This is a genomic window from Endozoicomonas sp. ALB032 (assembly GCF_049310125.1).
In the GTDB taxonomy this organism is placed as follows: Bacteria; Pseudomonadota; Gammaproteobacteria; order Pseudomonadales; family Endozoicomonadaceae; genus Endozoicomonas_A.
In genome coordinates, this window is the sequence record NZ_JBLYNW010000001.1 from 7,039,930 (window position 1) to 7,061,939 (window position 22,010).

Sequence of the window (22,010 nt, forward strand, 5' to 3'; positions counted from 1 at the left end):
GGTCAGCCTCCCCAAGCCAGAACTGGACATCAGCCAAGCATGAATCGATCGGTAAAAATTTTAAAATTTCTGCTCTGGAGCGGCCTGGCAGCCGTCAGCGGCATCACCCTGATAGCAGCCAGCGCCTATCTCTATCTGAGCCCTTCGCTGCCCTCAGTTGACACCCTGCGTGATACTCACCTGCAGACGCCTCTGCGTGTGTTTTCAAAGGACGAAAAACTGATCGCAGAGTTTGGCGAAATGCGTCGCACACCTATACACTTCGCGGACGCCCCTGAACCCCTGATTAAAGCCTTCATGGCAGCTGAAGATGACCGTTTCTACCACCACCCCGGCGTCGATATCATGGGTCTAATGCGAGCTGCTGTGCAGCTGGCTTCAACCGGTCGAATCCAGTCAGGAGGCAGCACGATCACCATGCAGGTGGCCAAAAACTTTTTCCTGAGTCACGAACGGGTCTTCTCCAGAAAGTTCAACGAGATTCTGCTGGCCATCCAGATTGAACAGCAACTGACCAAAGACGAAATTTTTGAACTCTATCTTAATAAAATTTATCTGGGTAACCGCGCTTACGGAGTAGAGGCTGCGGCACAGGTTTATTACGGTAAATCGATCGATGAACTCAATCTGGCTCAGTGGGCCATGATCGCGGGCCTGCCCAAGGCTCCTTCCCGTTATAACCCGATCAATGATCCCGAACGTTCACGGATTCGCAGAAACTGGATTCTAGGCAGGATGTATGATCTGGGTTATATCAACCAGGCTGATTATGAAGAGGCTTTTAAGGCTCCAGTGACGGCTAGTTACCACGGTCCCAAGATCGAACTGCAAGCTCCCTACATCGCCGAGATGGTTCGTCAGGAAATGATTGAGAAGTTTGGCCCGGAAACCTACACGGAAGGTTTCAAGGTTTACACCACTGTTGACAGTATCTTACAAAGGTCAGCTAACGAAGCCGTTGCCAATGGTCTTTTTGCGTATACAGAGAGACATGGATACCGGGGACCTGTTAGCAACCTGAATGAGGTCGACAATGGTAAGCCTATTGTTCAACAGGAAAAAGATACAACGGCTTTCTGGAAAAAGACCCTGAAAGAAACCCATTCTGCCGGTGTCCTTATACCAGCCGTGGTCACCGCCGTAGCAGATCAATCGGTGACAATCCTGATGAAAGAGGATAAGACCAATCAGATTGACTGGGACAATCTGAAATGGGCAAAGCCTTATATCAATGTTAATGCCTATGGCTATAATCCCAAACAGGCGTCTGACATTCTGAAGGCAGGTGATCTGATCTGGGTAAGAAAGATGCCTGACGGCCGCTTCCGTCTGAGCCAGGAACCCCAGGCTCAATCTTCTCTGATTTCCATGAATCCGGAAAATGGGGCTATTCTCGCTCTGGTCGGCGGCTTCAATTTCTACGACAGTATGTATAACCGTGCCACTCAAGCCATCCGTCAAGCGGGGTCGGCTTTCAAACCTTTTATCTACATGGCCGCTCTTAATAAGGGACTGACCGCCGCTACCATCATCAATGATGCTCCCGTTGTTTTTGCTGATCAGGGACTTGAAGGCGTCTGGCGCCCGAATAATGACAATATGAAGTTCAACGGCCCAACGCGGCTCAGAGAAGGCCTCTATCGCTCACGGAACCTGGTCTCGATTCGGATCCTCAGGCAAATTGGTGTTAAGCGAACTGTGAACTTCCTGATGAAGCTGGGATTGCCTGAAGAGACCCTGACCCGAAACCTCTCTCTGGCATTGGGTAACGTTTCCATGACACCGCTGGAATTGACCACAGGCTACGCTACGATTGCCAATGGCGGTTACAAAGTCACGCCCTACCTGATTCAGAAAGTCGATGTTCTGGATGACACAGTATTCGAGGCCAACCCGGTTATTGTCTGTCGGGACTGTCGTAAGGTAGGGACGCCTGAGGAGGGATTTGTTTCAGAGCAAGTAACTGAAACCTCAACACCCTTGACGGGAGACGAACCTACGGGCTCCCTGAACATTGTCAATGAAGCTGAGTCTGTTATGGACAGCCGAGTCAACTATATCCTCAATGACATCATGCGCGATGTCATCTGGAAAGGCACCGGTAAAAGAGCAAGAGTCCTTGAACGTCACGATATTGGCGGTAAAACAGGCACCACAAATGAAAGCAAGGATGCCTGGTTTGTCGGATTTAACCCCGATGTGCTTACCAGTGTCTGGGTCGGCAAGGATAACTTCTCCACTCTGGGCCGGTGGGAGTTTGGAGCTAATGCCGCTCTACCCATCTGGATCAGTTACATGAAAACTGCTCTGGCAGACCAACCGGTAAGACGCCTGCCCCAGCCAGGAGGCATAGAAACGGTTCGAATTAATTCGAAAACAGGGCAACTGGCAAAACAAGGCGATCCTGAAGCTATTTTCGAACTGTTCAGGAAAGAAAATACTCCCAAGAGTTTTAGCGAGGGAAGCCTTCCCTTACTGGAAGAAAGCGGCTCACTCAAACCAGAGGATTTGTTCTAGCACTCAGTCAGGTGCAGAAGCTTACTTAGCAAAAAAAGCCCTCGCCTGAAATCAGGGAGGGTTTTTTTTATGACGACTGAATCTCTGGTCTAAATATCCTCCAGAGACCTCAAAGGATAATGAGCAGGATAAGGCTGACGAGCTACACCAGAATCCACAGCAGCTTTTGCCACTGCGGCAGATACAGAGCCCAGCAAACGAGGATCAGTCGGTTTGGGAATAATATATTCCGGACCAAAGATTAGCTCAGCCCCCTCGTAGGCATCGACAACCTCCTGGACAACTGCCTCCTTGGCCAATTCACGAATTGCCTGAACAGCGGCTACTTTCATCTCTTCATTGATGCGACTGGCTCGAACATCCAGAGCACCACGAAAGATGAATGGGAAGCCGAGAACGTTATTAACCTGGTTCGGATAGTCAGACCTGCCTGTTGCCATAATGACATCAGAGCGCACTTCTTTGGCCAGCTCTGGACGAATTTCAGGATCAGGATTGGCACAGGCAAACACAATAGGATTCTCAGCCATTTTTGCCAGCTGTTCCTTAGACAAAAGGTTTGGCCCAGACAGACCCAGAAAAGCATCAGCCCCACTAATTGCATCGTCCAGATTACGGCAATCGGTCTCAACCGCGAACAAAGCCTTATACTGGTTAAGGTCATCACGCCCTGTGTGGATAACGCCTTTACTGTCCAGCATAAAAATATTGGCTGGATTCATGCCACAGCTGATCAACAACTTGACGCAAGAGATGGCTGCAGAACCAGCTCCGAGACACACCAGACGGGCTTCTTCGATCTTCTTGCCGGCAATCTCAAGAGCATTCAACATACCTGCCGCAGTAACGATTGCAGTACCATGCTGATCATCATGGAAGATAGGAATATCGCACTCTTCAATCAGACGACGCTCGATTTCAAAACACTCTGGTGCCTTGATATCCTCAAGGTTAATACCACCAAAACTGCAGGCAACCCGCCTGACTGTATCAATGAAATCCTGAGGACTTTGGCAGTCCACTTCCAGATCAATGGAATCTATTCCGGCGAAACGTTTGAACAGCAGAGCCTTGCCTTCCATCACAGGCTTACTGGCCAGCGCGCCAAGATTACCCAGACCAAGAATCGCAGTACCGTTACTGATCACTGCGACCAGATTACCTTTCATGGTGTATTTGTAGGCATTTTCAGAGTCAGCAGCGATTTCACGCACTGGCTCTGCGACGCCCGGGCTATAGGCCAGAGACAGATCCTTGGCAGTCTCCGCCGGCTTGGTCAGTTCAATCGAGATCTTTCCGGGTTTAGGCTGAGCATGGTAATCCAGGGCGGCTTGCTTCATATCCTTGTACTTTAATCCTAATGAAAATATGAGGTCTTAAGTGTGGAGAATATAGGATCACTCTTTGTCGAACAAGGATTCGGTAGACCAGAAAAGTATATCTACAGACCGGATACCCAAATTAATGCTCAGTAACGAAATGTCTGTAGCGCAGGCAAAACATTTTGTGCCACCCTTAACTATGAACAGAATACCTTTCACAGAAAGAGCACAGACTATTAAGTGATGCTCATCAGAACATTATTCCAGTTTTTGGACGCCATCTCGACTGTAAATACCTACCATCCAACGCTTGTAACGACGTCCTCCTTTATTTTTTTCCTCGCGATCCACCAGCCAGCCTCTGAATTCAATACGCTGACCTGCCAGACCTTTTAGCCACCCTGCATCTACAGAAAACTTGGGCACACGAATAACCACTGGGCCATCCATTTCCACCCATAAGAAATCACTCTTTTTGGAACTCGCAACCTCAACGACTTTGCCCCTGAGTACTCTGAAACCCGGTTTCAACCCGTTGTCCTTGATATCCAGAACAGGATTTTTTGACCAAACACCTGCTTTCTCTTTTCTTGCTTCGGCTTCCTGCCGCTTCAGACATTGCCGATAAGTATCAAGCTCCTCAGAAAAGAGTTGGTAACCCAGGCCTTTTTCAATGAGCAGTGACTCAATGGATCGACCATCCATTAAAAAGGGATGGGCAAGTACTCGACCATAATGGTCTTTTCCAACGACCTGAATCCTGATTTTTTGCGTTCCTGACAGCAACTTTTTGAGGGCCAGAGAGGCTTCATCTCCGAAGGGTTCTGACGGCTTTTTTTCATAGGCTATTTCAGGTGTATTGATGGAGGGGAAACGAATTTTACGACCATCCTTCAACCACAATGAATCGCCGTCAACAATATAATCCCACTTTACAGTTTCTGAAGGGCCACTCTGAGTGCAGGTCTCAATGGCAAATGCGGGGGAGATCAGGCAAAACTGCCAAACACAAAAAAAGGCGCCCGCAAAAATGCGAATCGCCTTTTTTGCACAGCCAGCAAAGTCAGAAAAGCTCATCATACTACCTTTAGAATCATTCTCCGAACAAGCATAGCGGTATTTTCAACTCACACTATTCCAGGTTCATGACTGTTCTATAGCTTACGACTGTTTCTGATTCGTGGCTGTCCGGCTAAAAGCAAGCATGTAAATGCTTACTTGCGAGCACCTACCTTGCCAAAACGCTTGGTGAAGCGCTCGATACGACCGCCAGTGTCCATCACTTTCTGAGTGCCGGTGTAGAATGGGTGGCACTTTGAACAAACTTCAATGTGCAGATCTTTGCACAGAGTAGAGCGAGTCTTGATCTTGTTACCGCAGGAACAGGTAACTTCGATTTCTTCGTAATTCGGATGGATTTCCGGCTTCATGGGATCTACCTCAAAACAATGCGTGCCGCCACCCGGTCTCTGGCTAATAGCAACTCGGCCTGGGCACCGCACGCGAAACGGTCACAAACTGTCATTACCGGGGCAGTCAATAGAATGCACTGCCCAGAGACTGCCATTCAGTGACCCTGGAAAATTGTGGCAGAATCATACCAAAGTATCCCCGTCAGGCAAATACTGGTATTTCACTGACCGTTCATTTCAACCGAACCGCAACTCAGGTTAAACTGAGCGGGAGCCTGTCGGAAGGCTCCTGACGCCATTAGCCATTAAAAGTAGCCTCATGACCTCATGTGACGATAATTATCTCAGCATCGCCATACCCACCCCATTGAGGCAGATGTTCGACTATCTTCCTCCGGATAGTGAGGTAAACCTGCAACCGGGTATGAGAGTTCAGGTTCCATTTGGACCCAGAAAGCTGGTTGGCATAATCGAAGCCATTAAACCTGAATCCGATTATCCCAGAGAAAAGCTCAAAAAAGTCTCTGCTGTTCCAGACCAGAGCCCTATAATCCCCAGAGACATCATGCAACTTTGCCGATGGGCATCCAGTTATTATCACTACAGCCTGGGAGAAACCCTGCTTCAGGCATTGCCCAAAGCCCTCCGACAGGGAAAACCTGCAACCCGGGAAAAAATAGCACTCTGGCGCCCCACCGCCCCGCTTGATAAAGCCATCACCCAGTCTCTGAAAAGAGCTCACAAACAACTCAAGGCATTACAATGGCTGGAAAAATACCCTGAAGGTCTGTCAGAGCCAGAACTTCGGGAAGTCGGTATCAGTAAAACCATTCTCACCCAGTTGCAAAAGAAACAACGAGTTGTCGTACACGAAGTTGAGCGGGTTGACCAACATTTCACTGAGTATGCAAACCCGCTAAGACAGGAACCGCTGAACCTGAATACTGAACAGGCTTTCGCCTTGAAAGGCATTCTGGCATGCCTCACTTTTCACCCTGTTTTACTGGATGGTGTCACCGGGAGTGGTAAAACGGAAGTCTACCTCCAGGCCATAGAAGCTACTCTTAAAGCCGGTAAACAGGTGCTTGTTCTGATTCCTGAAATCGGTCTGACGCCTCAAACCGTCAGACGATTTCGCAGCCGGTTCTCTGTCCCCGTGGCCTGCCTTCATTCCGGATTGAGTGATGGCGAACGTTTGCAGGGCTGGCTAGCTGCCAGCCGAACCATAGCCGGGGTATTGATTGCTACCCGCTCAGGAATTTTTACGCCTCTACCCAAACTGGGATTAATTATTGTTGATGAAGAGCACGACAACTCATACAAACAGCAGGACACCCTCAGATACAACGCGCGGGATCTGGCCATATACCGGGCAAAAATAGCAGACTGCCCGGTTGTCCTGGGATCCGCCACCCCTTCTCTGGAAACCCTCGTGAACGCCAGAAAAGGTCGTTACAGCCATCTTGAGATCAGCAGCCGGGCAGGACATTCCCGCCCACCGACTCTGGAACTACTCGATATCCGTCAGCAAATACTCCATGAAGGTTTTGCCCAGGGCCTGATAACAAGGATGCAGTCAACTCTGGATAAGGGCGAACAGGTCATGGTCTTTCTGAATCGCCGAGGCTACGCCCCCTCCCTGATCTGCCATGATTGCGGTGAAGTCATGGATTGCCCGCACTGCGATGCCCATCTGACACTGCATCGCACGCCACCTCATATGCATTGTCATCACTGTGATTACCAAACTGCTATTCCCTGGTCATGCCCAAAATGCCACAGTAAAAACCTTCAGCCTGCAGGTCAGGGTACCGAACGGTGCGAACAAATTCTGGAGCAAATATTCCCGACTATTCCTTTGATTCGGGTGGACAGAGATTCGACTCGTCGAAAAAATGCGCTTTCAGAGATTCTGGATAGGGTCCAAACTGGCGAACCCTGCATACTTCTGGGAACTCAAATGCTGGCCAAAGGCCATCATTTTCCCGATGTTACTCTGGTCGCAATCATCAATGCCGATTCCGGGCTGTTCAGTTCCGATTTCCGAGGGCTGGAAAAAACCGGACAGTTGATCCTTCAGGTCGCTGGCAGAGCAGGCCGGGAAAAGAAACCGGGGCATGTCATTATCCAAACTCATAACCCTCAGCATCCCGCTTTACAGATGCTGGTCAGCCAGCCGTACAGTCGCTTTGCAGACAGCTTGATGATCGAACGAAAACAACTCAAGCTGCCACCTGAAGGTTATCTGGCCCTGTTCAGAACAGAGTCATCTATGGCGGCAGCGGGGGAAAATTTATTAAAAAGTCTCAGGCATATTTTATTAAACCACCACCAGCAAGGCTCTGTCAGAGTATTGGGCCCAATCCCGGCGCCTATGGAAAAAAGACAGGGGCGTTATCGTTATCAGCTGTTATTGCAGAGTTACCAGCGTGTTTCTCTGCATCGCTTACTGGATATTGCCGTCAAACACCTGGATTCCATGAAATTACCGAAAGACCTTCGCTGGACATTGGACGTGGACCCTCAGGAGATGACTTAAAGAATTCGGGCTATAGCCAGGATCTGACCACGCTGAAAATTCTGCATGGCAGAGCTTCGGGCAAAATTCAGATAGTCGCGAATCTCAATATCTGGCAAGCTTCGATAGGTATAGAGATAGACGTACCTCATATGATCGTTCATCCCCTTACGAATGATCGGCTTTTCCCTTGCCTTGAGCACCTCAGGCGGTCTTAAAGGACGTCCGTCATTGATCGGCATGACTTCATGGAGTATGCGCTTGGCTCCCACCGACGCACTGGCAGCCAGCTCAGTACCCAGTTCAACCGCATCCAGAGTTTCCATCAATTCTTCAATCAGACGAACACGACTGGTTCTAGGTAACTCAGTGGATAATTTTTCTTGAATGTAAGCCTGCATACGCTCTGCATTGCGAGGATCATTGGCTTCCATTTCCAAGCGCAGAATTTTTTGACCCAGTGCCGAGTTATACCAGTCCAAAAGTTTCAGTAATTCACCGATACTTAACGCTTCATCGAGAGTCGCTTCCATGGAAGATTTGAAAAGATCGGGACTGTAGCGGACCTTGACGACCTGATTAACCGTACTCACCACTTCCGGAGGCAGTGAATATTCCTTCTGGTTAATGGTCATGCTGGACAGCACCCAACCAAGCTGCTGTTCCAGCTGAGCGTCATCATAGAGCTCATCCAGTAAAGCACCTTTATCAGCGGCTGTCAGTTTTCCGCTGAGGAAAAACAAAAGCAAGAAAGCCAGAGATTTTGAACAATGGCTCAATACTGGAAATGAAAAGTCGCTTTGTGTATCCATACACTCACTCTGCGAACGGGAAGGCTTTTCTTACAACATACCTAAACCGCAGGTCAGTGTAAAATACCATTCAGTCGTACAATTTACTGGTAATCGCTGTGACAGCGGTTTCAACCCGGAGAATTCTTGAGCCCAGATGAATCCGGTCAAACCCTGCCTCTTCCAGCTTTTCCACTTCGTAAGGAATAAATCCACCCTCAGGCCCAATCGCCAGAACCACTTGATCATCGACCTGATGAGGGCATGGGACTCCGCCTGAAGGATGGGCGACAAGACAACGCTTGCCGTCCATAATGGCGGGCAATCGATCCTCAACAAAAGGCTTAAAGCGCTTCTCAAGAATAACTTCCGGGAGCTGCGTGTCCCTTGCCTGCTCCAGCCCCAGAATAAGCTGTTCGCGGACTTTTTCTCCTGTCAGCCAGGGCGACTGCCAAAAGCTTTTCTCGACCCGGTAACTGTTCATAAGAATGATTTTCTTAACCCCAAGAGACGACAAGTGTTGCAGACTTCTTTTCAGCATTTTCGGACGCGGGAGAGCCAGCAGAATCGTCAGAGGCAGAGGTTCAGGAGGCTTTTGATCCAGACAGACATCCAACTCCATTGCCTGATCCGTCAGAGAAACAATAACGCCTTGACCCATTTCTCCATCCAGCATCCCTACTCTGATGCTGTCACCCGCTTGAGAGCGATGAACGTTCAGGACATGCTGAAGAGATCTTCCCGTCAGCCTGACGCGGCTTTCAGAAATAAAATCGGTGGGAGTCAATAACAGCAGGTTCATATCGGGAAGCATCAATAGTCAGAAAAGAAACCTGCATTTTCCAGATAAAGCGCCCTTAACGAAAGGCTAATTTTATCGAAGATCCGTTGCAGGGAGTCAACTTGACTCCCTGGGAGGTCTAGGGGTTCTCTCCCCCTTGGAAGCCAGATCGATCAACTCAATTAATTTTTGCTTGAATCTTGGGTTTTTATGGACTGTCTCAAATTTCATGCAATCCTGCTTTCTAAGACACCGAACAAAAGCATCTACCAAGTGAGAAGCATAAGCTTTGCATAAATCCATATGTGTGTAATTTGTTTCGATTATACCTCTTGGAAAATCGGACAAAAACAACTTAACATCACCAGACTCGAGTATCTGATAGTTAATTGAGCCAGAGTCCAGACATATTTTATTCTTCACCAATATGCCTGCGTCTTCAATAGCATGTTGAAGTACACCACAAAACGCCACTTCGTCAGGAATTTCTTCAGCCTTGAACTTTTCTCCAGTACTTTGATCTATAAAAGCAATGTCGTCTATAAACGAATCGAGAACATAGGCGTTTTTATGATCTGCAATCTGGCCATCAAGATCGTCAAATAAAGGCATAACTGTGGCGGGAACAGTCACACCGTCTATCTCGACAAGAACGGTTTTATGAAAAGAGAGCGTGTTAAAACCTAGCTGCCTGAGTCGTTCTGTTGACTGTGTTTCCTTTAACACAGTAGGCCAATGCCCCGCTTCATAACTTTTCGTCGGCACGGAAATAGCAAACTCTTTACCTTTTATCTTTATTTTAAAAACTTTTTTTATGTCTCGTTGAAATAAAAAATCACACAAAATATCTTGCTTATCATCTAACACCTCTTCCCCTTGAGAATTATTGGGCGCCTTTAACATTGTTATTTTTAACTGATCCCCAATAGATACGTTTTTCAAATTATATTTTTTTTCGGAATCACGAGCCTTATTGAGTATTTGCGCATCATCTAAAGACACCTCAAAGTCTTTTAATTCGTCAACCTCAACCGGGGGAGATATTTCATGTATGCTATCAGACACAAAATCGGGAGCTTGTGAAACTTCCTCTGAATCAGAGAGTTCCTCATTAGACTCTTTCAGTTTTCCATAGATTTCTTTCAGTGCATGCAACAAAGGTCTGGTGTATTTTTCAGGCGCGTGGTTGATCAACTCTTTAATCATGTCTTCATAAGAATCACAGAGCTCTACCTTTGCCTTGAGTGCTCTCAGGGCTTTAACATCGGGCAGATCCTCGGGGTTAACCTCGGCATATGAAACGAAGACGTATTTTTTTTCTGACGAGGCAGACTCGCCCTCTTCAACTACCTTATCCTGAACAGCCTTCGCATAACATTCGTCTGATATTCCCTTGATGATAGTGTCAATATCACCGATCAGGCCTGCCTTCAGCTTGGCTACCATCTCAAAGTCTTGAGACACATGACTCCAGTTTAAATCTAAAGAGGTGTCTTCAGCGCAGTTCTCACGATCCTCCAGAAACTGTCTTGTGGATGGATCCAGCTGTAAGTTATCGCCGGTTTCCTCACAGATTTCCTTGAAGGCAGTCAGCAAGTCTTTCGCGTATTTTGAAGGTGCCTCCTGTTTGATCAACTCAAATACGTCATTGATATTGCTGGCCTTCATGACATTCAGGGCCAGGGCACTGATTTGATTTTTTATCAGGCCGGATCGACTGTCTATTTGTTCACTTTCATTCTTATGAATCAATTCCAGATGAGGGAAAAACGTCTCTTTAAATACACCCAGTTCATAACCAGCAGCCAGTAGCGGGGCCCGCACCTTAAACGCTCCCCGCTTAAATCCAGCCTGCTCCACCAGTGCTTTCAGTTTCAGAAGGTAACCATATTGTTCACAATGCTCAAAGTGGTTATCGAGACGTGAAACCATTTCTGGCACATCTTCGACCGTCTGAATCGAATGCAAAAGACTGCGCTCTTTCGCTGTATATTGTTTAAAACCTTCCGCCAGCCATTCAGTGGATTGACCCAGCTCGGATTTCAATAGCTGAAACAGATTTTCCTTTAACCCTTCAAACGATTCATTTTGAATCATGGATTCCAGCCATAAATGGCCCCGTTCTGACAGTCCCAAATCGGCCCCGGTTTCCCGCCCAATCTGTAGGAAGCTCATACACAGCCTCTTCAGATAGGGCTTCGGTACTACATCATTCAATAACACCAGCATCTCATCCAGAGATTTACAATCATCAATTCTCTGAAGAAGGCTGCTCTTTACTTCCTCGTATAATTCCAGTTCTTTATCGCCTTCAATAGCAACGATATCATCCATAACATCTCTAACCCGGAGTTTGAAATCGTCCTTGAATGCATCCACCTCCGGAAATGAATAGCTTTTTAGTAATGCTGACAGCCTCTGGGGTTCCATAGCTGTTATGGAGCGCTGTTTCATAGGTGACGCAGATGGTTTAAAAGGATCCAGGTTTTTTTTCAGACGGGAAGGAATCAGCACTGCAACGACACTCCGACAGAAAGCCCGGGCTTTGCCAATTGCCAGAAAAGTTGCTTTGCTAATACTGATCGCAGCCATCCTGAGATGGTGCAGAATACTGTCGTCCTGCGGTGTCTTCTGAAGATTATCCATATGCGTCCTGAAAGTTATGTCATCCCTCCATTCAACTTAGTCAAAGCAGGGCGAGTCATTTCAGTGGCAGGAATCACACAATAGCCCAACAGCGAGAGAAATCCCAACTTTAATCTGACGTTCTCCGGATGAGAAGTCTGGAGAAAAACAGACCGGTTTCAAACAACAACCACATCGGAATGGCCAGAAGGGATTGGGAAACAACATCAGGGGGAGTCAGCAACATACCTATAACAAAGCAGCCTACGATGACGTAGGGGCGTTTTTTCGAAAGGCTTTCTACCGTTGAAATACCACTCCACACGAGCATTAATGTCGCTACAGGAATTTCAAAAGCCATGCCGAAGGCAAAAAACAATTTCAGTATAAATTCGAGGTATCGATTGATATCAGTCATCACCGTTACCGATTCGGGTCCGACGGTAGTAAAGAAAGAGAAGATAATCGGGAAGACCACATAATAGGCAAAAGCCATCCCCAGATAAAAAAGCAGAACACTGGCTACCAGTACGGGAATAGCCAACCGTTTCTCATTCTTATAAAGACCCGGCGCAATAAACCCCCATAACTGATGCAAAATATACGGAACCGCCAGAAAAAAAGCCACAAACAGGGTTAGCTTGAAGGGGGCCAGAAAGGGCGAAGCTACCTCGGTGGCAATCATGGTGCTACCCTCGGGTAAATGCACCGTCAGGGGCTCTGAAACGAATCGATAAATATCGTTGGAAAAATAGAAGAGCCCCAAAAATACCACCAGCACAGCTGCAAAACTGCGCAGCAAACGACTCCTTAGCTCAACAAGATGCTGAACCAGAGGCTGTTCTTTGTTGGCTCCATCTTCGCTCATGCGCTCTTGTCTTTTTTCTCTTCAGTTTCGTTTTGAGCTCTGTTTTTAATGCCACCAGAGTCCTTTTCATCGCGATCTGTACCAGGTTCAATGGGCGTGTTTAATGTCTCCAATGGCTCCTTGATCGACTCGGCCACCTGAGAGCGGGTCTTTTCCAACTCTTTCATAACCTGTTCGTTATGAATCTGTCTTTTGATGCCATCGACATCCAGTTCTTTTTCCAGCTCTTCCCTGGCAGACTGAAAACTGCGTTTGATCTTGCCGATCCAGTAGGCCGTGGTTCGAATCGCACCCGGCAGCCTCTCAGGTCCCAGAACGACCAGAGCGATCACAGCAATAAGAAGCAGCTCTGTGAAACCGATATCGAACACTTTATCTCCAAAGGTATCTCAAAAACGTGTTGAACGTAAAAGCAGTTTATCCTGTCCTGATACAGGGAAGAGGCAAACTGGCCTGCAACCTGACTCAGGATTTACGTTGAGTATCTTCAGTCTCTTTTTTCTGATGACTGTTCTCAGACTGCCCGGGCTTCTGTTCTTCGTCAGAAGAGATCGCTTTTTTGAATCCCTTTACGGCCCCCCCCAGGTCACTTCCCAGGCCTTTCAATTTCTTGGTACCAAACAACATCACCACAATCAGCAGGATAATGAGCAACTGCCAGATACTGATTCCACCAAACCCCATAATGCACCCTCCTTTCAGACTGGCCGGGAAATGCCAGCCACTATGCCAACATCCCCTGGAAACATTAACAACTGCCCTCTTGCAAGTGCAGCCGTATGATCAATACTATTCTACCGGATATCCGGTTTTTCCTCACTCAGGAGGGTTGCCTAGAGGCCTTTTCTTCTATGCCAGACAGACCAAAGCGTCGCTCCAGCTCTTTAAGAACTTCTCTGTAGCTCAGCCCCAGGTGGGACAGCATGATCAGAGAGTGAAACCAGAGGTCCGCCGTTTCGTAAACCACATCATCAAGACTGCCGCCAAATTCTGCCGCTTTGGCTGCGATCAGCGTTTCTGCCGACTCTTCACCGACTTTTTTCAGGATCTTGTCCATACCTGCGTCATGCAGACTGGCAACATAGGAGCTGCCCGGACTGGCCTGACGGCGTTCTTCCAGCACAGCTTCCAACTTATCCAGGATGTTATTCATTATCGCTGCTTCCGCTCTTGTCTTCACCGTAGATGGCATCGGGACTTTTCAGAACTTCATCCGTAGTTAACCATTGACCGTCCTCGGTCAACTTACGATAGAAGCAGGATTCCCGCCCTGTGTGACAGGCTATTCCACCAAGTTGTTCTACCACCAGCAGAACAGAATCGCCATCACAGTCCAGCCGCAGCTCATGCAGTCTCTGCACATGACCGGATGACTCACCTTTACGCCAGAGCTTGCCCCGGGAACGTGACCAGTATATTGCTTGCTGTTCTTCAGCGGTCAGGGCCAAGGCTTCCCGGTTCATCCAGGCCTGCATCAGCACCCTGCCGGTTTGATGATCCTGGGCTGTCGCGGCCACCAAACCATCACTGTTCCAGCGAACGTCATCCAACCAACTCATGCTACTTATCTCCAATCCTATCGAATCAGGAGCCAGACCCCGGCTCCTCCCGTTAACACTCCCTGCCAGGGAAGCTGTGCAGACCATTCAGGGAACACCAGAACAGTAGCGGCCAGTACAACCAATACCCCACCCAACCACTTGCTTTTGTCGGTTCGCCGGTCTGCCCGATTATGTATGGCCATCAGCTTTCGCTGATGCTCCGAAAACTGTTTAACGCTGTGCAGAGCATTTCTGGCCATATTAGGCGCACTCAGCAGCCAGTCGGGAATATTATCATGTACTGAGCGGCCGATTCCGCAGGGGCTGACCTGATCCTTCATCCATTTCTCAAGATAAGGCTGTGCTGTATTCCACAAATCCAGTTCCGGGTAAAGCTGTCGGCCCAGACCTTCGACATTCAGTAACGTTTTCTCCAAAAGAACCAGCTGGGGCTGAACTTCCATTTCAAACCTTCGTGCAACCTGAAACAATCTGACCAACAGATGCCCGAACGATATATCTTTCAATGGCCGTTCAAATATAGGCTCACAGACTGTCCGAATAGCGGCTTCAAGCTCACCTACTACGGTATGGGAAGGAACCCAGCCTGAATCCACATGCAGTTGGGCGACCTTGCGATAATCCCGTTTGAAAAAGGCCAGCAGATTACAGGCCAGATAATACTGATCTTCAGGTTCCAGAGTACCGACGATACCACAGTCAATACCTATATATTTTGGCTCAGAAGGGTTAGAGATATCGACAAAAATATTCCCCGGATGCATATCGGCATGGAAAAACCGGTCGCGGAAAACCTGGGTGAAAAAGATCTCAACACCTCTTTCCGCTAGTTTTTTCATATCGGTACCCTTCGCCTTCAGGGTATCTGTATCAGCAACAGGCACACCATAAATTCGCTCCATCACCATCACTGAAGGTTTGCAGTAATCCCAATAGACTCGGGGAACAAACAGCAACTGTGAGTCGATAAAGTTCCTGCGTAACATAGAGGCGTTGGCAGCTTCCCGCAACAGATCCAGCTCATCAAGAATCGTTTTCTCGTAATCCCTGACCACTTCTATTGGCCTGAGCCTTCTGGCTTCTCTTACAAGCGCGACCAGCAAACGACTGAAGCCGTACATCAGCCGAATATCCTTGCGGATCACCTTCTCTATGCCAGGCCGTATCACCTTAACCACCACTTCTTCTCCACTATGCAGTCGAGCAGTGTGCACCTGGGCTATGGACGCAGAAGCCATAGGTTCGTGATCAAAGCGGTCAAACCGTTCTGAAACCGGGGCTTGCAGGCTTCGTTCAATGATGGCTACGGCCTCTGTCGCAGGGAAAGGCGCCACCTGATCTTGCAGTCGGGCCAATTCATCACTGATATCTTCAGGCAACAGGTCGCGACGGGTAGACAGAATCTGGCCGAACTTGATAAAGATAGGTCCCAGGGATTCCAGCCCTTTTCTGAGTCGGACGGCTCTAGGGTCGCTGTTCTTGATAAAGTATCGCCAGGGAAGGAGTCGCATCAGAACTCTGGCAGGAAAAGGCAGGCAGTCGATCTCGACCAGATCGTCCAGCCTGTAGCGGGCAATAGCCCCAACAATTTTTATTAAACGGGTTAACTGCAGCACCCTTTTCTCCCGCGATACTCTTGTTTGCTCAACTCGCTTGCTTAACTCACAAAGGGGCTGTTCTGCGCTCGAGGCTGCCTTGTCAGCTTTCCCATCAAGTTTTGTTCAAACGTCTGCTCAAGCTTTCCACAGCTTCACTCAGAGCGGTAACCTCACGACTGAAAGCACCGATTTCAGACTCTGAGGGCACCAGCTCCAATTCGTACTGAAGATAAGCGGCCCCTTGGCCAGGAAGCGTTTCTCCAAAGCCTGTCAGCGTTGAGGTTATGAAGCGCAGCCCTTCAGCCAGTGAATGCCCTGCTACTGGACCCACTTGCTCACAGATCAGGGTTTCCCAGTCGAGCTGCATCCCTCGATGGGTAGATTGCAGCGCTTCCAGAACTTTCTGATCACCCGAGACATTTAGCCCTCTGATGGCATCCCAGGAAGCGTCTCGATCAGCGGCAAGCGTTATAAAACTACTTAATGGCCCCTGCAGAGTGACATCAACAGAGCCCTCATGCCAGCCAGCACAGCGGACTCCTGAGGCGTCCAGAAAAACATAGCAGTTAAAATCAGGCTGAAGACCAATGAGATGAACAACGCTGCCGTCCAGAGACTTTAAAGCCCCGGCTGTAACGGGATCGAGCTTAAACAGCTGATTGATCCGGTTCTCCACAAACGCCAGAAATGCCGTCTTCATGATAATCAGGGTTTGATGCCTTTATGCAGGGCAACAATGCCGCCGGTCATGTTGTGGTAGGTGGTATTCACAAAACCGGCTTCTTTCATCATGGCTTTCAGGGTTTCCTGATCCGGGTGCTTGCGAATACTCTCGGCCAGGTAGCGATAACTCTCTGAGTCACCTGCCACCAGCTTACCCATCGCCGGCAACAGGGAGAAGGAATAAGCGTCATAGACTTTGGTTAACAAAGGATTGTTAGTCTTTGAGAACTCCAGAACCAGCAGACGGCCACCAGGCTTCAGGACCCGGCACATAGAGCGCAGTGCTTCGTCCTTATCGGTCACATTTCTCAGGCCAAACGCAATAGTTATGCAGTCGAACGTATTTTCCGGGAATGGCAGGCACTCGGCGTTGGCCTGGACATACTCAACATTCCCGACAATGCCCTGATCAATCAAACGATCACGCCCAACCCTGAGCATCGACTCATTGATGTCAGCCAGCACGACCCGACCCGTATCGCCCACCAGACGGGAAAACTGTTTTGTGAGGTCGCCGGTACCACCGGCAATATCCAGAACCTGATGACCTTTGCGAACCGCAGAAAGCTCTACGGTAAAACGCTTCCAGAGCCGGTGTACACCCATTGACATGAGGTCGTTCATCACGTCATAGCTATCAGCCACTGAGTGAAAAACACCCGCCACCAGCTTCTCTTTATCATCAGGATTGACATCTTTGTAACCAAAGTGGGTCTTGTCCTGATCTCTTACCTTCTCAGTCATTCAGATCTCCGCCCCAGCAACAGAAAACAATCCGAACCCCGTCTTTCGATTTCCGGTTACTGGCAAGCATTCGGGAAAAATTGCAGGCTATTGTAATGGGTAATGACAAATAGGTAAATTTGCCCACTCATCGCACTATTTCGCAGTGGAGTCGACCAGCCGCCTATTCAACGAAAGGCTCTCAGCGTTTTCTGACGACAATACTGCCAATAGAGTAACCCGCTCCGAAAGAACAGATAACACCACAACTACCCGCTTCCAGATCTGCTGAATACTTATGGAAAGCAATGATTGATCCTGCAGAACTGGTGTTAGCGTACTCATCCAAAATAACCGGCGCTTCTGCCGGAGTCGCTTCACGGCCTAATACCCTGCGTGAAATCAGCTGATTCATGCTCAGGTTCGCCTGGTGTAGCCAAAGACGAGAGAGTTTCTCAGACGTCAGTCTCAACTCATCCAGGTGACTTGAAATGATCTCTGCCACTTTAGGACAGACCTCCTTGAAAACCTTGCGACCGTTTTGCACAAACAGCTTATCGGGTTGTCCAATACCGGACTCATCAGCACGATTCAGGAACCCAAAATTATTACGGATATTATTGGAAAACTGAGTCCAGGCTCTGGTACCCAGAATTTCAAAGCCTTTCTCATTACTGGCAACACTTTCCGCTTCAACTACAACAGCTGTCGAAGCATCTCCGAAAATAAAGTGGCTGTCCCGATCACGGAAATTCAAATGAGCAGAAGTGATCTCGGGACTGATCACCAGAACCCTCTGCGCATTACCGGACAGAATGGCATCCGTTGCCGCTTTGATACCAAAAGTCGCAGAAGAACAGGCCACATTCATATCGTAGGCGTAGCCAGATGCTCCCAAGTAGTACTGCACCTCAACGGCAATGGCAGGATAAGCCCTTTGGAGGTTGGAGCAAGCCACAATGACCAGATCTATCTCTTCCGGCCTCACTCGTGCCTGGGAAAGCGCATCTCTGGCAGCATGTAATGCCATTTCACACTGAACGGAGATTTCTTCGTTATCCCGCTCGGGAAGTCGGGGTACCATACGACCAGGATCAAGAACACCTTCACGATCCATGACATAACGACTTTTAATGCCCGAAGCTTTTTCTATAAAGGCACTGTTACTCAATGGCAGGGGGTCTTTTTCACCGGCAGCGATTGCCTGCTGGTGTTTGTCATTCTCTTTCTGAGCCCAGGTATTGTAGCTCGTGACCAGCTCATCATTGCTGATAGAACTGGTCGGGGTGTATAGCCCCGTTCCTGTGATAATTGCAGCGACAGCCATGCTTGTTCCGATCACCTTATCTTGACGTGCTCCGTGATCCTATATCATGCACCATGGTAATAAAACCTTAAAATTTCACCCCGGATATCATTGTACGTCAGCCACATTGAAGACTGACCGGGTGGAGACTCTCCTGCGACTCCTGCCTTTGCTGGAGCATTGGAACGAGTTACAGGAGACAAACACATTGACTCTGACAATAAGCCAGTTAGCCGGTATTACGCATACCTGCAGCAATACCAACAACAGTAATCATCAAGGCCTGTTCCAGATTTTCACAAACCTTCCCTTCTTCTGAATGTCGAACGCGGTAGAGTAACTCTGCCTGAAGCACATTCAGAGGGTCAGTATATGGATTACGCAAAGCGATAGCCTGCTTATTCTGAGGATGGTTAGACATCAACTCTTCCCCGCTTTTAAGCTCCAGCAGTGCCTGAACTGCAGTTTTCAGCTGCTCTCGCAGACTTTCTCCCAGATGCTGTAGCTCGGTCGGTACCAACCGCTCTTCATAGTATTCAGCCAGATTCGAATCGGTCTTCATAAAGACCATCTCCAGCATTTCCAGCCGCGCCTTAAAGAAGGGCCATTGACTGATCATCTCTTCCAGAGTTTCTTTCTGGCCGTTTTCCAAAGCATTTCTTAAGGCGGCACCACACCCAAGCCAGGTGGGCAGCATGAGACGAATCTGGGTCCAGGCGAATATCCATGGAATCGCCCGCAGACTTTCCACGCCACCATTGGGCTTGCGCTTTGCAGGTCTTGAACCCAGGGGTAACTTGGCCAATTCCTGTTCTGGCGTCACCGCACGAAAATAGGGAACAAAATCAGGCTCATCCCGGACCATACCCCGGTATATTTGCAGGGAATCTCTGGCCAGCTGATCCATCATATCCCGCCAGCTTTGCTCTGGCACAGGCGGGGGCAGCAGGGTTGCTTCCAGCGTGGCGCTTGCATAGAGCATCAGACTGTTAATGGCCACATCAGGGAAACCAAACTTGAAACGGATCATTTCTCCCTGTTCAGTGACTCGCAGATTATTGTTCACCGAGCCCGGTGGCTGGGAGAGAATCGCCGCATGGGCAGGGCCACCACCACGACCGATGGTACCACCACGACCGTGGAACAGTGTCAGCCCGACATTATTTTTACGACAGACCTCCGTCACCTCTTCCATGGCCCGATACTGAGCCCAGGCTGCTGCCATCCAGCCAGCATCCTTGGCAGAGTCGGAATAACCGATCATCACCATCTGACCGCCATGGCAATAACCACGATACCAGGGCAATGACAATAGAGAGCTGATACACTCACTGGCACCATCCAGCGCGTCAAGTGTTTCAAACAGAGGAGCAATAGGCATTGCAAAGCCAACGCCACACTCTTTCAGCAACAGCGCTACAGACAAGACATCGGATGGTTTGTAGGCCATGGAAATGACATATGCGCCTAATGCCTGCTGACCTTCTCTGGCAATAGCACGACAGGTGGCAAGGACTTCAGCGACATCTTCGGAAGGCTGCCATTCTACCGGAATCATGGGCCTGGGATTCTGCAGCTCTTTCAGTAAAAAGGTCTGCTTTTCCTGTTCATCCCAGCTCTGGTAATCACCAATCCCCAGAGCTCTGGTTAACTCACTAATCGCCTGAGTATGTCGGCTCGCTTCCTGACGAATATCCAAACGTATCAGGGTGAGACCAAAGCTGTGAGCACGACGGATCATATCCAATAGCGGACCATCGGCAATGACGCCCAGACCCACTTCATGCAAGGAGTGGTAGCAAAGCTCCAGAGGCTCAACAAGATCTTTATGCTCCAGAAGCACTTCAGAAGAACGGGATTTGTCGACCAGTGCATATTCGCACCAGGTTCGGGCCTCTCTGAGACGCTCTCTGAGCTGTCTGAGAACGACCCGATAGGGCTCTCGACAATCCCCCAGTTTCTGCTTCATTTCTTCACTGCATTCCGTCATGGAGAGCTCTCCAATCAGGGGGTTCAGATCCCTGAGGTACAAATCCGCAGCCATCCAGCGACTCAATAAAAGCACTTCCCGGGTCACCTCAGCGGTGACGAATGGATTTCCATCCCGGTCTCCTCCCATCCAGGAAGAAAAGCGCACCGGTACAGCATCCAGTGGCAGACCAATATCGGTATGTTCCCTGAGCCGCTCATCTATAGCACGAACAAAATCAGGCACCGCATTCCATAGAGAGTGCTCGATGGTGGCAAATCCACCCTTGGCTTCATCAACAGGTGATGGTCGCTTCATCCTGAATTCATAAGTGTGCCAGGCCTGAGCTATCAATTGACGAAGCCGGTCTTCAAGACGGGCTCGCTCCCTGAAGCTCAGACGGCTGCTTTCCAGCTTGCTGAGACACTCAAAAATCGATTCATGTTTCTGGATCAGGGTTCTGCGGGAAACTTCGGTGGGGTGAGCGGTCAGTACCAGCTCCATATCAAGGCTGGCAACACTGTCTGCGATTTGCTCCTGGCTGAACCCCTGATTTCTGAGCCTCGCCATCAGCTCATCAAAGTGATCCGGAACACAGAACGTTTCGCCATGGCTAACAGCAATACTGTCATATTGTTCGGCCAGGTTAGCCAGATTAAGAAAATGACTGAACGCCCGTGTAACGGGCACCAGGTCGTCATCAGAAAGGTTTTTCAGTTGATCCAGTAAAACTTCCCGATCATCCTCACTGCCTGCTCTTGCAGCCTTGGAAAGCTGACGAATGCTTTCAATACGATTGAAAAAAACCTCGCCATGATGTTCCTTTATAGTCTGACCCAACAGTGTTCCCAGCAGGTTCACGTTGCGACGCAAATTCGCCTTACTGTCTGTCATAGATTTAACTTCCCGGGTTTCTACCGTGAAATTGCTTTCACTCTGGCACTTTGTTCATGGCTAAAAGCACGACCACCTTGTTCTGATGCAGGAATACCGGAAACTTTTGAACCAAAGTACCGTTTTCATCCCTCATTTTGATGACGTACAACTTCGAGAATTACTGAGCCTATACCATAAAATCCGAATAAAAAAGCCTTCACAAACACGCACCAAGACGCACAAACAAGTACAGGACACACAAAACATGGACATGCTCGATTTCAGAAGGATTTCGAAGAAAAAAAACTGCCCGGCCACGGAAAAGCTATCGCAGAAACAGCTATTATTTCTGGCGTATCCCCATAGATCTTGTAATATGTTTATCTCATGATGAATGAGGTAGATTTACTTGCTTTCAA

18 protein-coding genes are annotated in these 22,010 nt (G+C 48.7%); 2 read left to right on the top strand and 16 right to left on the bottom strand.

Translation table 11 applies throughout. The features are described from left to right. The first annotated feature begins 39 nt into the window (after nt 1-39). Entirely contained in the window at nt 40-2,517 is a 2,478-nt protein-coding gene (locus ACO6VG_RS25575; RefSeq protein ID WP_422476210.1) for a penicillin-binding protein 1A, read from the top strand. 89 nt (nt 2,518-2,606) lie between these two features. On the opposite strand, the gene ACO6VG_RS25580 is transcribed toward ACO6VG_RS25575, so the two are convergent. The 3 genes from ACO6VG_RS25580 to rpmE all read right to left on the bottom strand — a co-directional run bounded on the left by ACO6VG_RS25580 (nt 2,607) and on the right by rpmE (nt 5,269). Then, complete coding sequence (locus ACO6VG_RS25580; protein ID WP_422134907.1) at nt 2,607-3,857, bottom strand: malic enzyme-like NAD(P)-binding protein; 1,251 nt, start codon at nt 3,855-3,857, stop codon at nt 2,607-2,609. Nucleotides 3,858-4,097: 240 nt separating this feature from the next. After that, entirely contained in the window at nt 4,098-4,916 is an 819-nt protein-coding gene (locus ACO6VG_RS25585) for a thermonuclease family protein (RefSeq protein WP_422441952.1), read from the bottom strand. Between the two features lie 137 nt (nt 4,917-5,053). Next, nucleotides 5,054-5,269, bottom strand: a complete 216-nt coding sequence (gene rpmE / locus ACO6VG_RS25590; protein ID WP_257279891.1) for a 50S ribosomal protein L31 — start codon at nt 5,267-5,269, stop codon at nt 5,054-5,056. A gap of 301 nt (nt 5,270-5,570) precedes the next feature. Here rpmE and ACO6VG_RS25595 point away from each other — a divergent pair, with 301 nt between their 5' ends. Continuing rightward, nucleotides 5,571-7,790 (top strand): primosomal protein N', encoded by a 2,220-nt coding sequence (locus ACO6VG_RS25595; protein WP_422476212.1) that lies wholly within the window; start codon nt 5,571-5,573, stop codon nt 7,788-7,790. Here ACO6VG_RS25595 and ACO6VG_RS25600 read toward each other — a convergent pair. The 13 genes from ACO6VG_RS25600 to ppc form a co-directional block, all read right to left on the bottom strand. Beyond that, nucleotides 7,787-8,581 (bottom strand): DUF2059 domain-containing protein, encoded by a 795-nt coding sequence (locus tag ACO6VG_RS25600; RefSeq protein ID WP_422138713.1) that lies wholly within the window; start codon nt 8,579-8,581, stop codon nt 7,787-7,789. The two genes, ACO6VG_RS25595 and ACO6VG_RS25600, sit on opposite strands and share 4 nt — an antisense overlap. 70 nt (nt 8,582-8,651) lie before the next feature. Continuing rightward, the gene (locus ACO6VG_RS25605; protein ID WP_422134911.1) at nt 8,652-9,362 is read right to left on the bottom strand and encodes a 16S rRNA (uracil(1498)-N(3))-methyltransferase; all 711 of its coding nucleotides are present in this window, start codon (nt 9,360-9,362) and stop codon (nt 8,652-8,654) included. Nucleotides 9,363-9,458: 96 nt separating this feature from the next. Further along, on the bottom strand, nt 9,459-11,987 hold the full coding sequence (locus tag ACO6VG_RS25610) for a hypothetical protein (protein WP_422476214.1): 2,529 nt from the start codon (nt 11,985-11,987) through the stop codon (nt 9,459-9,461). 109 nt (nt 11,988-12,096) lie between these two features. Continuing rightward, nucleotides 12,097-12,834 (bottom strand): twin-arginine translocase subunit TatC, encoded by a 738-nt coding sequence (gene tatC, locus ACO6VG_RS25615; RefSeq protein ID WP_422134913.1) that lies wholly within the window; start codon nt 12,832-12,834, stop codon nt 12,097-12,099. Beyond that, nucleotides 12,831-13,205: a Sec-independent protein translocase protein TatB gene (tatB, locus tag ACO6VG_RS25620; RefSeq protein WP_422476216.1), complete on the bottom strand. Its 375-nt coding sequence runs from the start codon at nt 13,203-13,205 to the stop codon at nt 12,831-12,833. Before tatB ends, tatC begins: the two co-directional genes overlap by 4 nt. Before the next feature lie 94 nt (nt 13,206-13,299). Continuing rightward, the gene (gene tatA / locus ACO6VG_RS25625; RefSeq protein ID WP_422134915.1) at nt 13,300-13,518 is read right to left on the bottom strand and encodes a Sec-independent protein translocase subunit TatA; all 219 of its coding nucleotides are present in this window, start codon (nt 13,516-13,518) and stop codon (nt 13,300-13,302) included. 136 nt (nt 13,519-13,654) lie between these two features. After that, the gene (locus tag ACO6VG_RS25630; RefSeq protein ID WP_422134916.1) at nt 13,655-13,987 is read right to left on the bottom strand and encodes a phosphoribosyl-ATP diphosphatase; all 333 of its coding nucleotides are present in this window, start codon (nt 13,985-13,987) and stop codon (nt 13,655-13,657) included. Continuing rightward, the gene (hisI, locus tag ACO6VG_RS25635; RefSeq protein WP_422134917.1) at nt 13,980-14,393 is read right to left on the bottom strand and encodes a phosphoribosyl-AMP cyclohydrolase; all 414 of its coding nucleotides are present in this window, start codon (nt 14,391-14,393) and stop codon (nt 13,980-13,982) included. The genes ACO6VG_RS25630 and hisI overlap by 8 nt, the downstream gene beginning before the upstream one ends. Before the next feature lie 17 nt (nt 14,394-14,410). Further along, entirely contained in the window at nt 14,411-16,012 is a 1,602-nt protein-coding gene (gene ubiB / locus ACO6VG_RS25640; RefSeq protein ID WP_422134918.1) for a ubiquinone biosynthesis regulatory protein kinase UbiB, read from the bottom strand. A 94-nt stretch (nt 16,013-16,106) separates the two neighbouring features. Further along, nucleotides 16,107-16,694, bottom strand: coding sequence for a ubiquinone biosynthesis accessory factor UbiJ (locus ACO6VG_RS25645; protein WP_422134919.1), 588 nt, complete (start codon nt 16,692-16,694; stop codon nt 16,107-16,109). 5 nt (nt 16,695-16,699) lie between these two features. Continuing rightward, a complete protein-coding gene (gene ubiE, locus ACO6VG_RS25650) occupies nt 16,700-17,461 on the bottom strand; it encodes a bifunctional demethylmenaquinone methyltransferase/2-methoxy-6-polyprenyl-1,4-benzoquinol methylase UbiE (protein WP_422134920.1) in 762 nt (253 codons plus the stop codon). 181 nt (nt 17,462-17,642) lie between these two features. Next, nucleotides 17,643-18,767, bottom strand: a complete 1,125-nt coding sequence (locus ACO6VG_RS25655) for a beta-ketoacyl-ACP synthase III (protein WP_422134921.1) — start codon at nt 18,765-18,767, stop codon at nt 17,643-17,645. Nucleotides 18,768-18,975: 208 nt separating this feature from the next. Beyond that, on the bottom strand, nt 18,976-21,609 hold the full coding sequence (ppc, locus tag ACO6VG_RS25660) for a phosphoenolpyruvate carboxylase (protein ID WP_422134922.1): 2,634 nt from the start codon (nt 21,607-21,609) through the stop codon (nt 18,976-18,978). Nucleotides 21,610-22,010 lie beyond the last annotated feature (401 nt).